14 protein-coding genes are annotated in these 16,924 nt (G+C 64.0%); 3 read left to right on the top strand and 11 right to left on the bottom strand.

Going from position 1 to position 16,924, the window contains the following annotated elements:
• Positions 1-10: 10 nt before the first annotated feature.
• The gene (locus DKB74_RS12780) at positions 11-1,219 is read right to left on the bottom strand and encodes a trans-sulfuration enzyme family protein (RefSeq protein ID WP_109808542.1); all 1,209 of its coding nucleotides are present in this window, start codon (positions 1,217-1,219) and stop codon (positions 11-13) included.
• A gap of 104 nt (positions 1,220-1,323) precedes the next feature.
• On the opposite strand from DKB74_RS12780, the gene DKB74_RS12775 reads away from it, so the two are divergent.
• Positions 1,324-2,634: a glycosyltransferase family 39 protein gene (locus tag DKB74_RS12775; RefSeq protein WP_109808541.1), complete on the top strand. Its 1,311-nt coding sequence runs from the start codon at positions 1,324-1,326 to the stop codon at positions 2,632-2,634.
• Between the two features lie 10 nt (positions 2,635-2,644).
• Here DKB74_RS12775 and DKB74_RS12770 read toward each other — a convergent pair whose 3' ends face one another.
• The 6 genes from DKB74_RS12770 to DKB74_RS12745 form a co-directional block, all read right to left on the bottom strand.
• The gene (locus DKB74_RS12770) at positions 2,645-3,751 is read right to left on the bottom strand and encodes a glycosyltransferase family 2 protein (RefSeq protein ID WP_109808540.1); all 1,107 of its coding nucleotides are present in this window, start codon (positions 3,749-3,751) and stop codon (positions 2,645-2,647) included.
• A gap of 8 nt (positions 3,752-3,759) precedes the next feature.
• Positions 3,760-4,809, bottom strand: coding sequence for a 3-isopropylmalate dehydrogenase (gene leuB / locus DKB74_RS12765; protein ID WP_109808814.1), 1,050 nt, complete (start codon positions 4,807-4,809; stop codon positions 3,760-3,762).
• A gap of 52 nt (positions 4,810-4,861) precedes the next feature.
• Complete coding sequence (gene recO, locus DKB74_RS12760) at positions 4,862-5,593, bottom strand: DNA repair protein RecO (RefSeq protein WP_109808539.1); 732 nt, start codon at positions 5,591-5,593, stop codon at positions 4,862-4,864.
• A 44-nt stretch (positions 5,594-5,637) separates the two neighbouring features.
• Positions 5,638-6,600: a GNAT family N-acetyltransferase gene (locus tag DKB74_RS12755; RefSeq protein ID WP_239987504.1), complete on the bottom strand. Its 963-nt coding sequence runs from the start codon at positions 6,598-6,600 to the stop codon at positions 5,638-5,640.
• Complete coding sequence (locus DKB74_RS12750; protein WP_164497948.1) at positions 6,597-7,553, bottom strand: polysaccharide deacetylase family protein; 957 nt, start codon at positions 7,551-7,553, stop codon at positions 6,597-6,599. The genes DKB74_RS12755 and DKB74_RS12750 overlap by 4 nt, the downstream gene beginning before the upstream one ends.
• A 104-nt stretch (positions 7,554-7,657) precedes the next feature.
• Positions 7,658-9,277 (bottom strand): MFS transporter, encoded by a 1,620-nt coding sequence (locus DKB74_RS12745; protein ID WP_109808537.1) that lies wholly within the window; start codon positions 9,275-9,277, stop codon positions 7,658-7,660.
• 194 nt (positions 9,278-9,471) lie between these two features.
• On the opposite strand from DKB74_RS12745, the gene DKB74_RS12740 reads away from it, so the two are divergent.
• The gene (locus DKB74_RS12740) at positions 9,472-11,064 is read left to right on the top strand and encodes an ABC-F family ATP-binding cassette domain-containing protein (protein WP_109808536.1); all 1,593 of its coding nucleotides are present in this window, start codon (positions 9,472-9,474) and stop codon (positions 11,062-11,064) included.
• The gene (locus DKB74_RS12735) at positions 11,057-12,238 is read left to right on the top strand and encodes a BaiN/RdsA family NAD(P)/FAD-dependent oxidoreductase (protein WP_109808535.1); all 1,182 of its coding nucleotides are present in this window, start codon (positions 11,057-11,059) and stop codon (positions 12,236-12,238) included. The genes DKB74_RS12740 and DKB74_RS12735 overlap by 8 nt, the downstream gene beginning before the upstream one ends.
• Positions 12,239-12,241: 3 nt before the next feature.
• Here the strand turns inward: DKB74_RS12735 and DKB74_RS12730 are convergent, their stop codons facing one another.
• The 4 genes from DKB74_RS12730 to metH form a co-directional block, all read right to left on the bottom strand.
• On the bottom strand, positions 12,242-13,135 hold the full coding sequence (locus DKB74_RS12730; protein WP_109808534.1) for a sulfite exporter TauE/SafE family protein: 894 nt from the start codon (positions 13,133-13,135) through the stop codon (positions 12,242-12,244).
• A 42-nt stretch (positions 13,136-13,177) separates the two neighbouring features.
• Positions 13,178-13,948 (bottom strand): hypothetical protein, encoded by a 771-nt coding sequence (locus DKB74_RS12725; RefSeq protein WP_109808533.1) that lies wholly within the window; start codon positions 13,946-13,948, stop codon positions 13,178-13,180.
• Between the two features lie 74 nt (positions 13,949-14,022).
• Positions 14,023-14,301 carry a hypothetical protein gene (locus DKB74_RS12720; protein WP_109808532.1) on the bottom strand — a complete coding sequence of 93 codons (279 nt, stop codon included), beginning with the start codon at positions 14,299-14,301 and terminating at the stop codon, positions 14,023-14,025.
• A 10-nt stretch (positions 14,302-14,311) separates the two neighbouring features.
• Positions 14,312-16,924, bottom strand: a complete 2,613-nt coding sequence (gene metH, locus DKB74_RS12715) for a methionine synthase (protein ID WP_109808531.1) — start codon at positions 16,922-16,924, stop codon at positions 14,312-14,314.

Genomic DNA, 16,924 nt, shown 5'->3' with positions numbered 1-16,924 from the left:
AAAACCATCCTTATAATCCCGCCGTGCGGAGCGCCTGATCGAGATCGGCGATCAGATCGTCGGGATCCTCGAGCCCGACATTGAGGCGCAGCATCCCTTCGGTCACGCCCATTTCGAGCCGTTTTTCCTCGGCAACGCCCGAATGCGTCGTCGATGCCGGATGCGTCATCAGCGACCGGCTGTCGCCGATATTATTCGAAATATCGATAAGGCCGAGTGAATCGAGCAGTGCATGCGCCTGTTTGCGTCCACCATCGACTTCGAAACTGAAGATCGGGCCGCATGCATCCATCTGCGACATCGCCAGATTGTGCTGCGGATGACTCGGCAGGCCGGGGAAATTGATCCGCGGCACGCGCGCTTCCAGAAAACGGCCGACCTTCAGTGCATTTTCGCTCTGGCGACGGATGCGCAGATCGAGCGTTTCGATCCCTTTCAGCACCACCCAGGCGTTGAATGCCGAAAGCGTGGGGCCGGTGTTGCGGGTGAAGGGCAGCAGCTCTTCGTTGATGAATTCGCTGGTGCCGCACACTGCGCCGGCCAGCACGCGCCCCTGCCCGTCCATCATCTTGGTTGCGGAATAGGCAACAATGTCCGCGCCATATTCCATCGGCCGCTGCAGCGCGGGCGTGGCAAAGGCATTGTCGACGACGGTGCGGATGCCGCGTTCGCGCGCGATTCCGCACACCGCCTTAAGGTCCACCACATCCATCGTCGGATTGGCGGGCGTTTCGAAGAAGAACAGCCTGGTATTCGGGCGCACCGCATCGATGAACTGCTGCGGATCGCGTGCGTCGACAATCGTCGTTTCGATTCCGAATCGCGGCAACAGACTGTCGGTCAGCCAGCGGCACGAACCGAACGCCGCCCGCCCCTGAACCAGATGATCGCCCTGGCTGAGCTGGCACAGCAACGCCGCCGTCATCGCGGCCATGCCGGTCGCCATCGTCCGGCACGCCTCTGCCCCTTCGAGCAGCGCGATCCGTTCCTCGAGCATTTCGACCGTAGGGTTCTGCAACCGCGAATAGGTCATGCCCACCTGTTCGCCGGCAAAGCGATCGGCGGCATCGCCCGCGCAATCATAGGCATAGCCCGAGGTTAGGAAGATCGCTTCGCTGGTTTCCCCCCATTGGGAACGCGCGGTGCCCCCGCGCACGGCCTGGGTGGCGGGTTTCCAGTTCTGCGTGACGCTACGGTCCTGTCCGGTATGGCGCTTCATGCGAGTCGCTTTGCGGCGGCAGAAGGGGCCGCGTCAAGGCGCCGCCGCATCCGGACGATAGATGGCTGACGCGGCGGGATAGTTAAGCTATCGCCCGGATTGCCATGCTCGAACGCTTCAAGCAACTCCAGGATCGCCCCGTCACCGTCGCGCTGATGCTGGGGCTGGTCGCCCAGATCCTCTTCATGATCCATCTTGGCCGACCGACCGTCGTCAATTTCGACGAGTTCCATTATGTCCCGGCCGCGCGCAGCCTGTTGCTGCTCGATCAGCTGCGCAATTCCGAACATCCGCTGGTCGCCAAGGAGCTGATCGCATTCGGCATGGCGATTCTGGGCGACAATCCCTGGGGTTGGCGCATCATGGCGACGATCGCCGGATCGGCGACGGTGATGGCGACGTTCAGCCTGATTTTCCTGATGATCGGGCGGATGCGCTTTGCCGTGGCGGGCGCGGTGTTCCTGCTCCTCAACCAGATGCTGTATGTTCAGGCGCGGATCGCGATGCTCGACGTGTTTCTGGGCGCGTTCCTGCTCTGGGCGATCGTCGTAATGCTGTGGGCGATGCGCGCGCCGCAGGGCAAGGTGTGGCGCCGCTGGCTGCTCGCGGCGGTGCTGTGGGGGCTGGCGGTCGGATGCAAATGGGCGGCGATCCCCTATGTCGCGATGGCGGGACTGGTGTTCCTGATCGTCCGCCTGCGCGATGCCCTTGCCGAAGGCGGCGACACGGCAACGGTCGTGCGCCGGATGTTTGCGGGCAAGGGGCAGAAACACTGGACCGGCATGGCGACGATCCCGGCGCTGCTGGCGATGGGCGTGGTCAGCATTGCGGTCTATCTGCTCACCTTCACCCCCTGTTTCTTCCTCACCTATGCGGCGATTCCGCCGTCGGAGCTGATTCCGTTTCAGCTGAAGATGTATGAGGCTCAGACTCAGGTTCTGGCGCATCACACCTATCAGTCGGACTGGTGGAGCTGGCCGCTGATGCAGCGACCGATCTGGTATTATTACGACTTCAACAGCGATGCCCAGCGCGGGGTGCTGCTGATCGGCAATCCGCTGATCCTGTGGGGCGGGCTGGTGGCGGTGCTCGCCTGTTTCTGGGCGTGGCTGCGCGAAAAGAACCTGGCGGCGGGCGCCGCCGCGCTGCTGTGGGCATGGTCGCTCGGCATTTACATCATCATCCCGAAATCGCTGGGTTTTTTCTATTATTACTATCTGTCCAGCATCTTCCTGTGCGTCGCGCTCGCCATCGCCTTCGCGCATTTCGATCGGGGGAAGAAACGCGGATATGAAGAATGGTTCGGCGCAGTCGCACTGATCCTCTTCATCTATTTCTTCCCGATCATTTCCGGCGGCGCGCTCCAGGATCGCGACGCATTCGAGTTCTGGATGTGGTTCCCCGACTGGAAATGACGCGGCCGCGCTAGCGGTAACGGCCCCAGGTGAAGCGCGACGACAGCGCGAAATTCCACACCGCGCCGACCGCGATTCCCGCCAGCGCCGACACTGCCCAAAAGCCGTGTTCGACATCATAGAGAAACGCCGCGACACTGACATTCGCGACTGCCCCGACGCCGCATACCGCCGCGAAGCTGACCCAGCCGCGCAATAGCTCCCCTGCCCCACGCAGCCGCCGGTCGCGATAGGTGAGCGCATTGTTGAGGAAGAAGTTGAAAGTGAGCGCGACCAGCGTCGCAATGATCGTCGCGAGCAGGAAACTGGTGCCCATCGCGCGGAACAGCGGCCACAACACCGCCATATGGACGAATGCCCCCGCGCCGCCGACCGCCGAAAACATCGCGAACCGCACCGGCACGAACCGGCCGAACATCCGGTCGTACAGCGCGATCAGATATTCGAGCGCGACGACATAATCGAGCTTGCTCTCCCCCACTTCGCGGACACGGAAGGTATAGGGAAGCTCGACGAACCGCAGCGGCCTGGCGCTGGCGGTCATGATGTCGAGCAGGATCTTGAAACCGATGCCCGACAGGCCGGGAACAAGCTCGCGGACGATTGCCGAGCGGATCATGAAAAACCCGCTCATCGGGTCGGTCAGATCATGGTTGAGCAGTCCGCGCGACAGCCGCGTGGCAAAGGCCGATTTGGCGAGCCGGTCGCGGTCCCAGTCGCCGGTCCCGCCGCCCTCCACGAACCGCGATCCGATGACGACGTCCAGTTCGGGCTGCACCTGCAGCGCGCTCAGCATCGCAGGCAGCAAGGTTTCGTCATGCTGAAGATCGCCGTCGATCACCGCGACACAGGGGGCAGCCGTCGCGCACATCCCCTCGATACACGCCGAGGAAAGCCCCCGTCGCCCGATCCGCTGAATCACCCGAACGCGCGAATCGCTCCGCGCAATCTCCCGCGCGACATCGGCGGTGCCGTCCGGGCTGTTGTCGTCGACGAAGATCGCTTCCCACTGCCGCCCCTTGAGCGCGGCATCGAGCCGTTCGATCAGGATCGGGACATTGGCGCGCTCGTTGAAGGTGGGAATCACCACCGCAACTTCGAGCGCGGGTGCCTGCATCGTCCGCCTCAGAGCGCCGCGAGAACCGCGTCGCCCATTTGCGACGTGGTGTGCGAACCGCCCATGTCCGGCGTGCGGATGCCGCCCGACAGCGCCTTTGCCACGGCAGCCTCGATCCGCTGCGCCGCCGCCTCATTGTCGAGCGAATGGCGCAGCAGCATCGCTGCCGACAGGATCGCGGCGCACGGATTGGCCTTGCCCTGCCCGGCGATGTCGGGCGCGCTGCCATGGATCGGCTCGTAAAGGCCATTGTCGCCCGACCAGTCGCGCAGCGACGCCGATGGCAGCATGCCGATCGATCCGACGCACATGCTCGCCTGATCCGACAGGATATCGCCGAACAGATTGCCGGTGATGACGACGTCGAACTGCCCCGGATTGCGAACCATCTGCATCGCGGCATTGTCGACATACATGTGCTGAAGCGCGACATCGTCATAATCGGCGGCGACTTCGTTCACCACGTCGCGCCACAGCTGCGAGGTTTCGAGGACATTGGCCTTGTCGACCGAGATCAGCGACTTGCGGCGGCGGCGCGCCATTTCAAAACCGACCACGGCGATGCGGCGCACCTCATCCTCGGCATAGGACATGACGTCATAGCCCTGGCGGCGGCCGTCCTCGGTCTGGCGGCGTCCCTTTTCACCGAAATAGACGTCGCCGACGAGTTCGCGGACGATCACCATGTCGATCTTCGCGGCGATCTCCGGCCGCAGGGTCGAAGCGTCCTCCATCCCCGGCATCATCGTGGCGGGGCGCAGATTCGCCCAGAAACCCAGCGCCTTGCGCAGCCCCAGAATCGCCTGTTCGGGCCGGAACTGCCGTTCGAGCGCATCGCAGGTCGGGTCGCCGACCGCACCGAACAGGATCGCATCCGCCCGCTTTGCCAGGTCCAGCGTGGTTTCGGGAAGCGGATGGCCCATCGCGTGATAGGCCGCGCCGCCGACCGGCGCCTCTTCGAACGACAGCCCCAGATCGAGTGCTTCGAGCACGCGCCGTGCCTGAGCCGTTACTTCCGGGCCGATACCGTCGCCCGGCAAAATCGCAATCAGAGCCATCGCTTTCCCTTGTTCCACCTTGCGGCGGCATGCTTTGGCGATGGCCGCGCGCTCACGCAACCGCTCTCTTGATGCGTTCGACCAGTCGTTCCCGCGCGGCGAGCATTTCGGCGCCGCGCCCAACCAATATGTCGCGCTCCAGGAAATGGCCGGTAAGCTGCAGACCGGAAAGGATATCCTCCCAATCGGCCGCGCCGCCGTCCAGCACGAAATCGGGCAGTGCGAGCAACCGGCTTTCATAGCCGATGGCAGCGACACGACTGACCGTGCGCCCGCTTTTCGGGCTGACAAAGACGAGTTCCTCGCGCGATCCGGTGACCGCGCATTGTTCGAAATCGAGCCCGAAGCCCAGTTCGGCGAGCAGCAGCAATTCATATCGGACAAGCGCGGTGCCCCATCCGCGCGCCGCCGGCGCCGCCTCGATCGCGCCGAGCACGCCGTCCAGCGCGTCGAACAGCCGGGGATAAGGCTGCCCCTCCGGCAATGCCGCCGAGGTGAGGCCAGTGACCCAGGAAAGCGCGGCGGCAGGAAGCGGTTCGGTGAAGAGCGGCGCGCGGCTGTGCAACGGTTCGACGGTCAGCGAAGCAAGCTGATCCTCGGTCCGCGCGCGCCATTCGCCCTGCACGACATTCGCGGGTTGCAATATCGGGCGGAGCCGTCGCGAACGGCCGCCCCGGACATAGCCCGGCTGAAGCCCGTGCCGTTCCGTCATCGCGCGAACGATCGCGCCATGTTCGCCATGAGCGCGGATCGACAGGATGATGGCTTCGGCGCGCAGCTGCATGGATCAGGACTTAGGCGATCCGCTCCCCAAGGGGGAGAGGCACGTCAGCCGCGGCGCAGCTTGTTCGCGGCACCCTTTAGCGGAGATTTCATCACTACGCCCTTCACCCCCGCAACCGCGCGGTTGAAGCCGCCGAGCGCCGCCATGGTCGCGCGATTGGCAAGACTGGGGCGCAGCAGCAACAGGTCGACACACGCCACGCCGCCCGTGGCGAAAGTCCGTTTGTGCTGGCCATCGCCTTCGGTGAAATCGAAATATCGGTAGCGCCCCTCGCCGAACAGGTCGCGAAACGCCTCCAGCTGGAGCACCGCGCCGGGCGAAAGATCGTTGAACGCCGGATCATGCCCGACATAGGCATAGAGAACGACGCCATCGACGACCGGGCAATAGAGATAGGCCGCCGGTTCGCCGGCAATGTAGAGCAGCCATGCACGCACCGAATCGGCAGCGGCCATCGACACCATCTCGCGCAGGAATTCCGGCGTATCGGGAAGCGCCGAACCCAGCAGCTTTTCCTGATAGGTGCGCAGCGCGATGCGGCGACCGGCATCGTGGAAACATTCCAGCTCTTCGGCGGTACGAAAGCGGCGGATATCCAGCTCGCCGCCCGATTCCTGAACGATCTTGCGCGTCTTGCGCTTGAGCCCCTGGCGCGTGTTGCCCGAAAGTCCGCCAAGCCAGCTGTCGAAACTGCCGGACAGATCGGTGTACCAGCGCGTATAACGCTGGCGCACAAAGGGCAGCATCCCGCCCGAGGCATGGACCAGCGCCTCAGCCTGATCCTCCGGCAGCGACGTGACCGAATAGCCATGCGCCTCGCGGTCGAGCGCCGGAAGCACGGGGAGTTTCCCGCTGCGCGCCGCCTCAAGATCGAGCGGCACCCGCACCAGCGAGCGGCTGACCTGCATCAGCGTGCGCGCGCCGATCTCGAACTTGAGCGAGGTCGGGCGCGCCGCTTCGGCGGGGCGCGATTCAGGCGGCCGCGTAATTTCGGACACTGCGTTCACGCGGCACGCTCCGCGACCAGATTCGACCAGAGCTGTTCGGCCTGACGCAGCCCCGTCCGCACGACGCTGGGACCGAGCGGCTGATCGTCCTTGCCCAGTTCGAGCGACGGGCGATCGGCGAAATGCGCCGTCGGCAATGCGCCGCGCCGTTCGGCGAGCATCCGGCAAAGCTGTTCAAATCGCCGCACATGCACTGCGTTTGGACGCGTGCCGCACCGGTTGGCAAGCTCGAAACCATGGCCGACGATTGTCACCGCGCCATGATGCTCGCGAATCGCGTGATCGAGCGCGGCGCGCATTTCGGTGGAGGAAAGCGCGCAGATCTGGAAATGGCGCAGATGATCGGGCCGGTCCTCGATCAGCGTCACCGGCACTTCGATCACGCCGCGATGTTCGACCGGCGCGATCTGCCGCGCATCGAGCGACAAGGCACTGGGCCAGGGATGCTCGCTGCCATTATGGCTGCTGTCATAAGTGAACTGAAGCTCGGCGAGCGCAGCGATGGTATCGTCGCTGGCGGCATAGCTGCCCGCGCGGAACGCCACCGGATCGGGCGCCCCCGCCGCAGTCAGCAGATCGGCGGCACCGGCGATCAGCTCGCATTGTTCGGCAAGGCTGTAATCGGTGAGTTCGAAGGATTGCGCAGCAATGCTGCGGTCGTCGCGGTTCGCGCCGGTCCAGTTGGGGTGGAGGTGCAGCTGCACGTCCTGACCGGCTTCCAGGATCGCACCGACGACGCGCTTGATCGGTTCGAGACCATAGATGAGCGCGGGCATGGGGTCGACGAAGAACACGCCCTTCAGCCCGTGGCGCGCCATCATTTCCAGCTGATAACCGATGCCCACGCCCGCCGGTTCGAGCGAACGCTCGACGATCGTATCGATATCGTGCCCGTCGGCATGGTGCCGCCACATCAGCTCGGTATCGATCGTCAGGAACACAGGAGTCGGCATGGTTCGTTCGCATTAGCGAAATCGAGTGAAGAAAATCCAAACCGAATTCCAACCCTGCGCGGTTTTCGGCCCCCGCCCGCCGCAGCGACCGAACCCGTCGCCGGTCAGGGCTCGGCGGGCAGCGCGGGTTTTGCGGCGGGCACGGTTTCCTTAAGCCCCCACAAAGTCACCAGCAGCGCCATCGCCACCACGCCCATCGTATACCACAACCCGGCATGCACATCGCCGGTGCGCGCAACGATATACTGGCTGATAAACGGCAAAAACCCGCCGAAATAGCCGGTTCCGAAATGATAGGGGATCGACATCGAACTATAGCGGATGCGCGGCGGGAACATTTCCGACAGCAGCGCCGCAACCGGGCCATAGGTGATGCCGGCAAGCGCGCTCAGCACGATGATCGCGAGCAGGATGACCACGATGTTGCCCGCAGGCGGGATCGTCTGGCTGAGGTCGTATCCCGCATCTGCCAGCGCCGCGTCGAGCGAGGCGGGGTTGGTATCGGCGACGCGACGCCCGCCGATTGTGACGTCGATATCCGAAGCCTGAGCGGTGTCGTAGCTCACTCCCTTTTTCGAGAAATAGTCGAGCAACTGCCCGCACGCGTCCTTCTGTTTCGCGGCAAAGGGATCGTAGCGGCATTCGGGCCCGGAAACGACCACCGGCGCGCGGCGCGCGGCTTCCTCAAGCCCCGGATTGGCGGCGTTGCCGATCACCCAGAAAATCGGGAAGAGCAGCAGCAAGGTGAGGACATATCCGACGACGATCGGTTTTTTGCGCCCGATCCGATCCGAAAGCCGCCCGAACAGGATGAACCAGAATAGTCCGGCCAGCGCCCCGCCACCGGTGATCAGCTGCGCCGTGGTCGGTTCGACGCGCATTGGCCCCTGAAGAAAGGAAAGGACCGAGAACATCGCGGTGTACCAGATCACGGTCAGCCCGGCCGCAATGCCGAACAGCGCGACGAACAGCCGCTTTGGGTTGCCCGGCCAGGTAAAGCTTTCGACAAACGGATTGGGCGAGGTTTCGCCTTCCTCGCGCATCTTCTTGAAAACCGGGCTCTCGGACAGTTTGAGCCGCATATAGAGCGATACCGCGAGCAGCAGGATCGAGAAGAGGAACGGCACGCGCCAGCCCCAGTCGGTCCATACCGGCGCGAAGATCGCCCGTGCCGACAGCACCACCGCCAGGCTGAGGATGAAACCGCCCGCGACGCTCGCCTGAATGAAGCTGGTATAGAAACCCGCCTTTCCAGGGGGCGAATGTTCGGCAACATAGATTGCCGCACCGCCATATTCGCCGCCAAGCGCCAGTCCCTGTGCGATGCGCAGCGCGATGATCAGGATCGGCGCCGCCGCACCGATGACCGCATAGCCGGGGATAAAGCCGATGCCCGCCGTCGCCACGCCCATCACCGTGATGGTGACAAGGAAGGTATATTTGCGCCCGAGCCGATCGCCCAGATAGCCGAACAGGATCGCGCCCAGCGGACGAAAGGCAAAGCCCACTGCGAACGTCGCCCAGGCAAGCAGCGTCGCGAGCACATTGTTGCCGCCGGGGAAAAAGCTCGTCTGAAGAATGCCCGAAGCGGTCAGCGTGCCCCAGATGAAGAAATCATACCATTCGAAGATCGTACCGAGCGACGAGGCTCCGATCACCAGCTTGATGTCGTGCGCGCCGGGTTCTTCCCCTTCGCGCGGCAAATCCGTGGCATTGTTCGCCATCGCTCTCCCCCCAAATTCCCTGACCGGACTCTATCGCCTCCCCCGCGTCCCGCAAGAGTGCCGCTTCGCTGCCATGGCATCCGGTTGCCGCCCCGATGCGACTGCCGTAAGAAGTCCCTCCCGCAAACCCATGGAGGCAGCATTGAACAATCGGAACACCCTCGCCCGGTCCCTTCCCCTTGTTCAGGTGCTCCATGTCCGCTTTCGCAACTCTCGCTTCGCTTTCGCTCGCCACGCCTGACGGGCGCACGCTCTTTTCCGATCTGACCCTGACGACAGGGCGCGAACGGACGGGGCTTGTCGGCCGCAACGGTTCGGGCAAGTCGAGCCTGCTCCGCCTGATCGCGCAGCGCGGCACGCCGGCGTCAGGAACGCTGTCGGTCAGCGGCAGCGTCGGTATGTTGCGCCAAAGCTGGGACGATCCCGATCTGAGAGCCGAAGCTGCGCTGGGAGTTGCCGAGGGGCTGGCGCGGTTACGACGGCTCGCGGCAGGCACGGGCAGTGTCGAGGACGCCGCCGAAGCCGACTGGACATTGGAGGAACGGCTGGTCGACGCGCTGGCCCAAAGCGGGTTCGCGCAAGCAGACCTGTCCCGCCCGATCGGCAGCTTCAGTGGCGGCGAGCGCACCCGGCTGGGCATCGCCCGGCTGCTGATCGAGCAACCCGATCTGTTGCTGCTCGACGAACCGACCAACAATCTGGATGCCGAAGGACGCGCGACGATCATGCGGCTGATCGCCGACTGGCCGGGCGGGGTACTGGTCGCCAGCCATGACCGCGAACTGCTCGAAACCATGGACCGGATCGTGGAACTGACGCCGGTCGGCTGCAGCATCCATGGCGGCGGATGGTCCGAATTCGTGGCGGCGCGCAAGGCCGCGCGCGAGGCGGCGATCGACGCGCTCGATCATGCGGATCGCGCCGAGCGGGCAACCGCCCGCGCCGTGCAGCAACAGGCCGAACGCAAGGCAAGGCGCGACAAGATGGGTCGTGCCAAGCGCGCGCGCGGCGACGCGCCCAAGATCCTGCTCGACGCGCGCAAGGATCGCTCCGAACGCACAAGCGGTCGCGATGCCGGGCTGGCCGAACGGATGCGCGAGGATGCGGCATCGGCGCGAACGGAAGCTCAGGCGAAAGTGGAGATCGTGACGCCAATCCGGATCGATCTGCCGCCGTGCCGCCTGCCCGCCAATCGCACCGTGCTCGAGCTGGCTTCGGTGACGCTGGCGCGCGGCGCGCGCACCATTTTCGGGCCATTGTCCTTTTCGATCACCGGTCCGGAACGCGTCGCACTTACCGGACCCAATGGATCGGGCAAGACCAGCCTGTTGCGTATCGCGGCGGGCGATCTGGCGCCCGGTTCGGGAATTGCGCACGTCGGCGAAGTGCCGGTGGCGATGCTCGATCAGCATGTCGCGCTGCTCGATCCGGAAACGACCCTATTTGCAAACCTGACGCGCCTCCATCCCGGGATTTCGGAACAGGATGCGCGCGCCGCGCTCGCGCGCTTCGCGTTCCGCAATCGTGCCGGAGAGCGGCTGGTCGGCAGCCTGAGCGGCGGCGAGCGGTTGCGCGCGGGACTTGCCATCGCCGTCTCGGGGGCTCAGGTGCCGCAATTGCTGATTCTCGACGAACCGACCAACCATCTCGACATCGAAACCATCGAGCTGCTCGAAGCTGCGCTGGCTGGCTATGACGGCGCGCTGTTGGTCGTCAGCCACGATGCCGCATTTCTGAAGGCGATCGGCGTGCAACGAACCCTCGATCTGGAGCATATGCGTGACTGAACCCCAGCCATTTGACGCGATCGTGATCGGGGCAGGCGCAGCCGGGATGATGTGCGCCGCAGTGGCGGGCCAGCGCGGGCGACGCGTGCTGTTGCTCGACCATAATGGCGAACCGGGGCGCAAGATCCTGATTTCGGGCGGGGGCCGCTGCAATTTCACCAATATCCAGACCGCGCCCGATCGATTTCTGTCGGCAAATCCGCATTTCGCCAAATCGGCGCTCAGTCGCTACACGCCGAAGGATTTCCTCGATCTGATCGCGGGCTACGGCATTGCCTGGCACGAAAAGACGCTGGGGCAGCTTTTCTGCGACGGCAGCGCGCAACAGATTGTGGCGATGCTGATTTCCGAATGCGAATCGGGCGGGGTCGTGCCCGGTTTCGGCCAGCCGATCCGCGACGTTGCGCATGCCGATGGCCGGTTTCGCGTAACGACCGGCGCGGGCGTGGCAGAGGCCCCGGCGCTGGTGATCGCAACCGGCGGACCTTCGATCCCCAAACTTGGCGCGACCGGCTTTGCCTATGACCTGGCGCGCCATTTCGGATTGAAAGTGGTGGAGCCGCGCCCGGCACTGGTACCGCTGACGCTCGGCCCCGACGACGCCTTGTTCCGCGATCTGGCCGGCGTTTCCGCGCCGGTGCGCGCCAAAGCGGGCAAGGCGGCGTTCGACGAAGCGGCGCTGTTCACCCATCGCGGCATGTCCGGCCCCGCCATCCTCCAGATTTCAAGCTATTGGCGCCATGGCGAGCAGGTCGCGATCGATTTCCTGCCGCAGGCCGAAAGCGGCTGGCTGACCAAAGCCAAGCGCGACCATCCACGCGGGACGATGCGCAGCCTGCTCGCACGGCAATTGCCCGACCGGCTGGCCGAGGCCCTTGCCGAAAAGCTCGCCCTGTCCGGCGAACTGGCGAACCAGAAGGACGCGGCATTGGCGCAGGCCGAACGGCGCTTGGGCGACTGGCGCTTCCGCCCGACCGGGACCGAAGCCTTTGCCAAGGCCGAAGTCACGGTGGGCGGAATCAGTACCGCCGAACTTTCCTCGCAAACGATGGAAGCGAAGAAACTGCCCGGCCTCTATGCGATCGGCGAAGCAGTCGACGTCACCGGCTGGCTGGGCGGTTATAATTTCCAATGGGCGTGGGCGAGCGCGCAGGCCGCCGCCAGGGCGCTGTGACGCTCACACGTTGAGCGCAATAAGGTAGAGGCTCGACAGCAGGATCCAGCCGCCGTCGAGCGTCTTGAGCCGGTTGGCGCCGAGCCGCAGCGCGAGTGGCCGTGCCAGCCAGCCGCCGAGCAAAGCCCCGGGGACGGCAAGCACGACGACTTCCCATACGACAGTGCCCGAGAGGATGTGGAACGGCGCGCCCGCAAGCACCGATACTGCCGAAATCACCACCGCCGTGCCGGTGCACAACACGACCGGATAGTGCCGGATGAACAGGTAGAGCGCGACCAGCTCCCCCACCCCGACCGAGAATAGCGCAGTGACGAACCCGCCCGGCACCGCCAGGATCGCGACGATAAGCAAGTCGATGGAGGCAATGTCGGTGCGCGGTGGCCGGGTACGATTGACGGTCCAGGTGGTCGTGATGACGGCAATGCCGAGCAGGATCGAAAAGCCCTTGTACGCCAGCAGCACGTCATGCGGATCGAAGCGGGCGAGCCGCTGCGTCGCCAGCATCACCGGCAACGAAAGCGCGAGCACCAGCGCGATGACGCGCCAGAAATCGCGCAGCGTGACGGCGCGTGCGGCAACGGGCTGGGCGTGGAGCCCGGTGCTCCAGCGCAGCGCGCCCATCGTCATTCCGAAGCTCTGGATCAGAAACGAGGCAGCCACGACCTGTGTGCGATCGAGCGCCATGACGCCGCTGTCGCGCAATATGTTGAACACCGGCACGAACACCACCCCGCCGCCGGTGCCCGATGTATTCGCCACCAGCGCGCCGAGCAGGCCGATGCCGGGCAGGAACCACAGCCGCGCCAGCAATGCCGGCGACAGCGGCGCATATAGCCAGATCGCGGAATAGCCGAGCGTGAGGGCGATCAGCCCGGCAATCCAGATGCGGCGCATGCCCGCGCTATCGCACGCAGGCAATGCGCCGCAAAGTGCGTGTTACGCGGCCTTTAATTTGGCCGAGGCGATGTGCCAGCCTTGCGACGGGCCGGGTCCGTTGGGACCGTTGACCTGACGCAGCGTATAGCTGCCGGTGAATTTCTGATGCGTGCCATCGTCGAGCTGCGCGTCGATCGTCACCGGCAATTCGATATAGACCGAACCCGCAGCCCCTTCGACTTCGCCCGGATTGCCGAACATCACTGCGGTATGGCGCGTCCGGGCAAAGCCGCTCGCAAAGGCTTCATAGCTTTTGCCGCTGGCCTCGCCATTGCTGCTCCAGGTGGCATAGGCAGTCGCATAATCCTGCGCATTGATCGCCGAATAATAGCGACGGATCGCATCCTGCGCCGCCTCTGCACTGCGGATCGGCGTGCAACCCGCCTTTTCCGCATCTTCGTCGAGCAACGCACAGCCGCGCGCGATCTCCGCTTCGATCATCGCGCAGCTATTGGCAGCATTGCACGGCGGATGAGTGGCGGGCGAGACGTTGATGCACTGATCGACCAGCTGCTGCGCCTTGGTAGCGCCGATATCGGCGGAGCATGCAAGCGGACCGTCGGTCGAGGAGGAAGCGGAGTGGGTCGGCGCGGGCGTGCTCTGGCCGCCGACCGGAGTGGCGGTGTCGTTATCGATCGCTCCCGGCAAGGCGGCAGGGGTAATCGCACTGCTCTCATTGCTGGGCGCAGTATCCGGCGCGCTGCACGCGGCCAGCGAGCCCGCCAGCGCGACGGCGGCAAGAATTGCGCGGTAGTGTATGCCCGGTTTCATCTGGATCGCTCTCCCAATTTTCGCTGAGGACAACGCGAGAAGATGGCAATCGGTCCGACGGGCCGGCGGAACAGTCATTCAAACAGATGCGCCGCCAGATTTCTTGCCAGAGCGGAGTTCAAAGCGGCGACATTCTCGACCACCCCGTCAAGCCTCAAAGCCGAAAATGCCTCGTCCGGGTCGATAAGATCCCGGAGATGTCCGGCAAGATAATGAATGCGATTGTTGATCGACGCCTTGGAATCGGCGTCTAAATCGGGATCGCGCGCCATGATGGTGAAACCGTGAATGGCACCCGCCAGATAGCTCAATAGCTGCTGGCGGCTTGCAGTTTGGAGCAGTTCACGAATCATCCGAGCAGCCTCAATCCAGATTGGGCCGCAGCCAGCGTTCGGCCTGTTCGAGGCTGACGCCGCGCCGTCCGGCATATTCCTCCAGCTGATCGCGACCGATCCGCGCGACGCCGAAATATTCCGCCTGGGGATGGCCGAAGTAAAATCCCGAAACCGCCGCAGTCGGCAGCATCGCGAAGCTTTCGGTCAGGCTGATCCCCGTGCGTTTGTGCGCGTCGAGCATCTTGAACAGGATCGGTTTCAGGCTGTGTTCGGGGCAGGCGGGATAGCCGGGCGCCGGGCGGATACCGCGATATTCCTCCTTGATCAGCGCCTCGTTGGTCAGCTGTTCGCCCTCGGCATAGCCCCAGAGCGAAGTGCGGACATATTTGTGCAGCCGCTCGGCAAAGGCTTCGGCCAGCCGGTCGGCCAGCGCCTTGAGCAGGATGTCGCGATAATCGTCATGCTCGGCCTTGAACCGCGCGATGTGACGATCGATGCCGTGGATCGACACGGCGAAGCCGCCGATCCAGTCGCCATCGCGATCGATGAAATCGGCAAGGCACATATTGGCACGACCCGCCCGCTTCTGAATCTGCTGGCGCAGAAAGGGAAGCGTGACATGTTCATCGTCTGCGACATGGACGATCACATCGTCGCCCTTGCGCCGGCACGGCCACAGGCCCGCAACGCCGCGCGCAGTCAGCCATTGTTCCTCGACAATCTGATCGAGCATCTTCTGTGCATCGGCGAACAGCGACCGCGCGCTTTCGCCGACCACATCATCCTCAAGGATCGCGGGATATACGCCCGCCAGTTCCCAGGCGCGGAAGAACGGCGTCCAGTCGATATAGCCGCGCAGATCGGCGAGATCCCAGTCGCGGAACTCGTGCACGCCCGGCATCATCGGACGCTTGGGCTTGAGAGTCATGTCCGCGTCGAAGCTGTTGTCGCGCGCCTGTTCGATGCTGACGAGCGCGCTCTGCCCCTTGTTCGCGCGCGCAACGCGCACCGCTTCATATTCGTCGGCGACCTTGGCGACATAGGCGTCGCGCCCCGTCTGGCTGACCAAAGTCGTCGCGACGCCGACCGCGCGGCTGGCGTCGAGCACATGCACCACCGGCCCCTTATATGCCGGCGCGATCTTGAGCGCGGTATGCACCTTCGATGTCGTCGCACCGCCGATCAGCAGCGGCATCGTCATTTCGGCGGTCTGCATTTCCTCGGCGACCGTCACCATCTCGTCCAGGCTGGGCGTGATCAGGCCCGACAGGCCGATCATGTCGGCGTCATTTTCGTTCGCGGCCTTCAATATGTCGGACCAGGGCACCATCACACCCAGATCGACGACATCGAAGCCGTTACATTGCAACACCACGCCGACGATATTCTTGCCGATGTCGTGCACATCGCCCTTCACCGTCGCCATGATGATCTTGCCCTTGCCCCGGGCGCCCTCTTCCTTCTCCGCTTCGATGAAGGGGAGGAGATGGGCGACGGCCTTCTTCATCACGCGCGCCGATTTCACCACCTGGGGCAGGAACATCTTGCCCGACCCGAACAAGTCGCCGACGACGTTCATGCCGTCCATCAACGGACCTTCGATCACTTCAATCGGCTTGCCGCCGCGATCGGCGATCTGCTGGCGCGCTTCCTCGGTATCGTCGACGACATGCGCGTCGATGCCCTTTACCAGCGCGTGTTCCAGCCGCTTGATCACGTCCCAGCCGCGCCATTCGGCAGCCTGTTTCTCTGCAACCGCATCGGTGCCGCGATATTTTTCGGCAAGCTGGACCAGCCGTTCGCCCGCTTCCGGATCCTTGTTGAGGATCACGTCCTCGACGGCGGTGCGCAGTTCGGGATCGATCGTGTCATAGACATCGAGCTGGCCGGCATTGACGATCGCCATGTCGAGCCCGGCGGGGATGGCGTAATAGAGGAATACCGAGTGCATCGCGCGGCGCACCGGCTCATTGCCGCGAAAGCTGAACGACAGGTTCGACAGCCCGCCCGAGAAATGGACGTGCGGGCAGCTTGCCTTGATCCGCTTCACGGCCTCGATAAAATCGACGGCATAATTATTATGCTCCTCGATGCCGGTGGCGACCGCAAAGACATTGGGATCGAAGATGATGTCCTCGGGCGGGAAACCGATCCCGGTGAGCAGTTTGTACGCGCGCTGGCAGATTTCGACCTTGCGGTCCTCGGTGTCGGCCTGCCCCTTTTCGTCGAACGCCATCACTACGACGGCGGCGCCATAGGCCATGCATTTGCGCGCATGGGCAAGGAAGGGTTCTTCGCCTTCCTTCATGCTGATCGAATTGACGATCGGCTTGCCCGACACGCATTTCAGCCCGGCTTCGATCACGTCCCATTTCGAGGAGTCGATCATGATCGGAACGCGCGCGATATCGGGTTCGGCGGCGATCAGCTTGAGGAACGTGGTCATCGCCCGCTCGGCATCGAGCAGCCCTTCGTCCATATTGATGTCGATCACCTGTGCGCCATTCTCCACCTGCTGGCGCGCGACTTCGACTGCGGCGGCATAATCGTCCGCCATGATGAGCTTCTTGAAGCGCGCCGATCCGGTAACATTGGTGCGCTCGCCGATATTGACGAAATTGGTGGAGGAAGCAGTGGTCAT

The organism is Stakelama portus (assembly GCF_003171655.1).
In the GTDB taxonomy this organism is placed as follows: domain Bacteria; phylum Pseudomonadota; class Alphaproteobacteria; order Sphingomonadales; family Sphingomonadaceae; genus Sphingomonas; species Sphingomonas portus.
Note: the sequence above shows the minus strand (reverse complement) of the source record. Positions and strands in the feature narration are given on the sequence as shown.

What these genes read in the sequence shown, in the direction of transcription:
- DKB74_RS12780 (WP_109808542.1), bottom strand. Translation starts at nt 1,219, where the DNA reads ATGAAGCGCCATACCGGACAGGACCGTAGCGTCACGCAGAACTGGAAA.
- DKB74_RS12775 (WP_109808541.1), top strand. Translation starts at nt 1,324, where the DNA reads ATGCTCGAACGCTTCAAGCAACTCCAGGATCGCCCCGTCACCGTCGCG.
- DKB74_RS12770 (WP_109808540.1), bottom strand. Translation starts at nt 3,751, where the DNA reads ATGCAGGCACCCGCGCTCGAAGTTGCGGTGGTGATTCCCACCTTCAAC.
- leuB (WP_109808814.1), bottom strand. Translation starts at nt 4,809, where the DNA reads ATGGCTCTGATTGCGATTTTGCCGGGCGACGGTATCGGCCCGGAAGTA.
- recO (WP_109808539.1), bottom strand. Translation starts at nt 5,593, where the DNA reads ATGCAGCTGCGCGCCGAAGCCATCATCCTGTCGATCCGCGCTCATGGC.
- DKB74_RS12750 (WP_164497948.1), bottom strand. Translation starts at nt 7,553, where the DNA reads ATGCCGACTCCTGTGTTCCTGACGATCGATACCGAGCTGATGTGGCGG.
- DKB74_RS12745 (WP_109808537.1), bottom strand. Translation starts at nt 9,277, where the DNA reads ATGGCGAACAATGCCACGGATTTGCCGCGCGAAGGGGAAGAACCCGGC.
- DKB74_RS12740 (WP_109808536.1), top strand. Translation starts at nt 9,472, where the DNA reads ATGTCCGCTTTCGCAACTCTCGCTTCGCTTTCGCTCGCCACGCCTGAC.
- DKB74_RS12730 (WP_109808534.1), bottom strand. Translation starts at nt 13,135, where the DNA reads ATGCGCCGCATCTGGATTGCCGGGCTGATCGCCCTCACGCTCGGCTAT.
- DKB74_RS12725 (WP_109808533.1), bottom strand. Translation starts at nt 13,948, where the DNA reads ATGAAACCGGGCATACACTACCGCGCAATTCTTGCCGCCGTCGCGCTG.
- DKB74_RS12720 (WP_109808532.1), bottom strand. Translation starts at nt 14,301, where the DNA reads ATGATTCGTGAACTGCTCCAAACTGCAAGCCGCCAGCAGCTATTGAGC.
- metH (WP_109808531.1), bottom strand. Translation starts at nt 16,924, where the DNA reads ATGACCACTGCTTCCTCCACCAATTTCGTCAATATCGGCGAGCGCACC.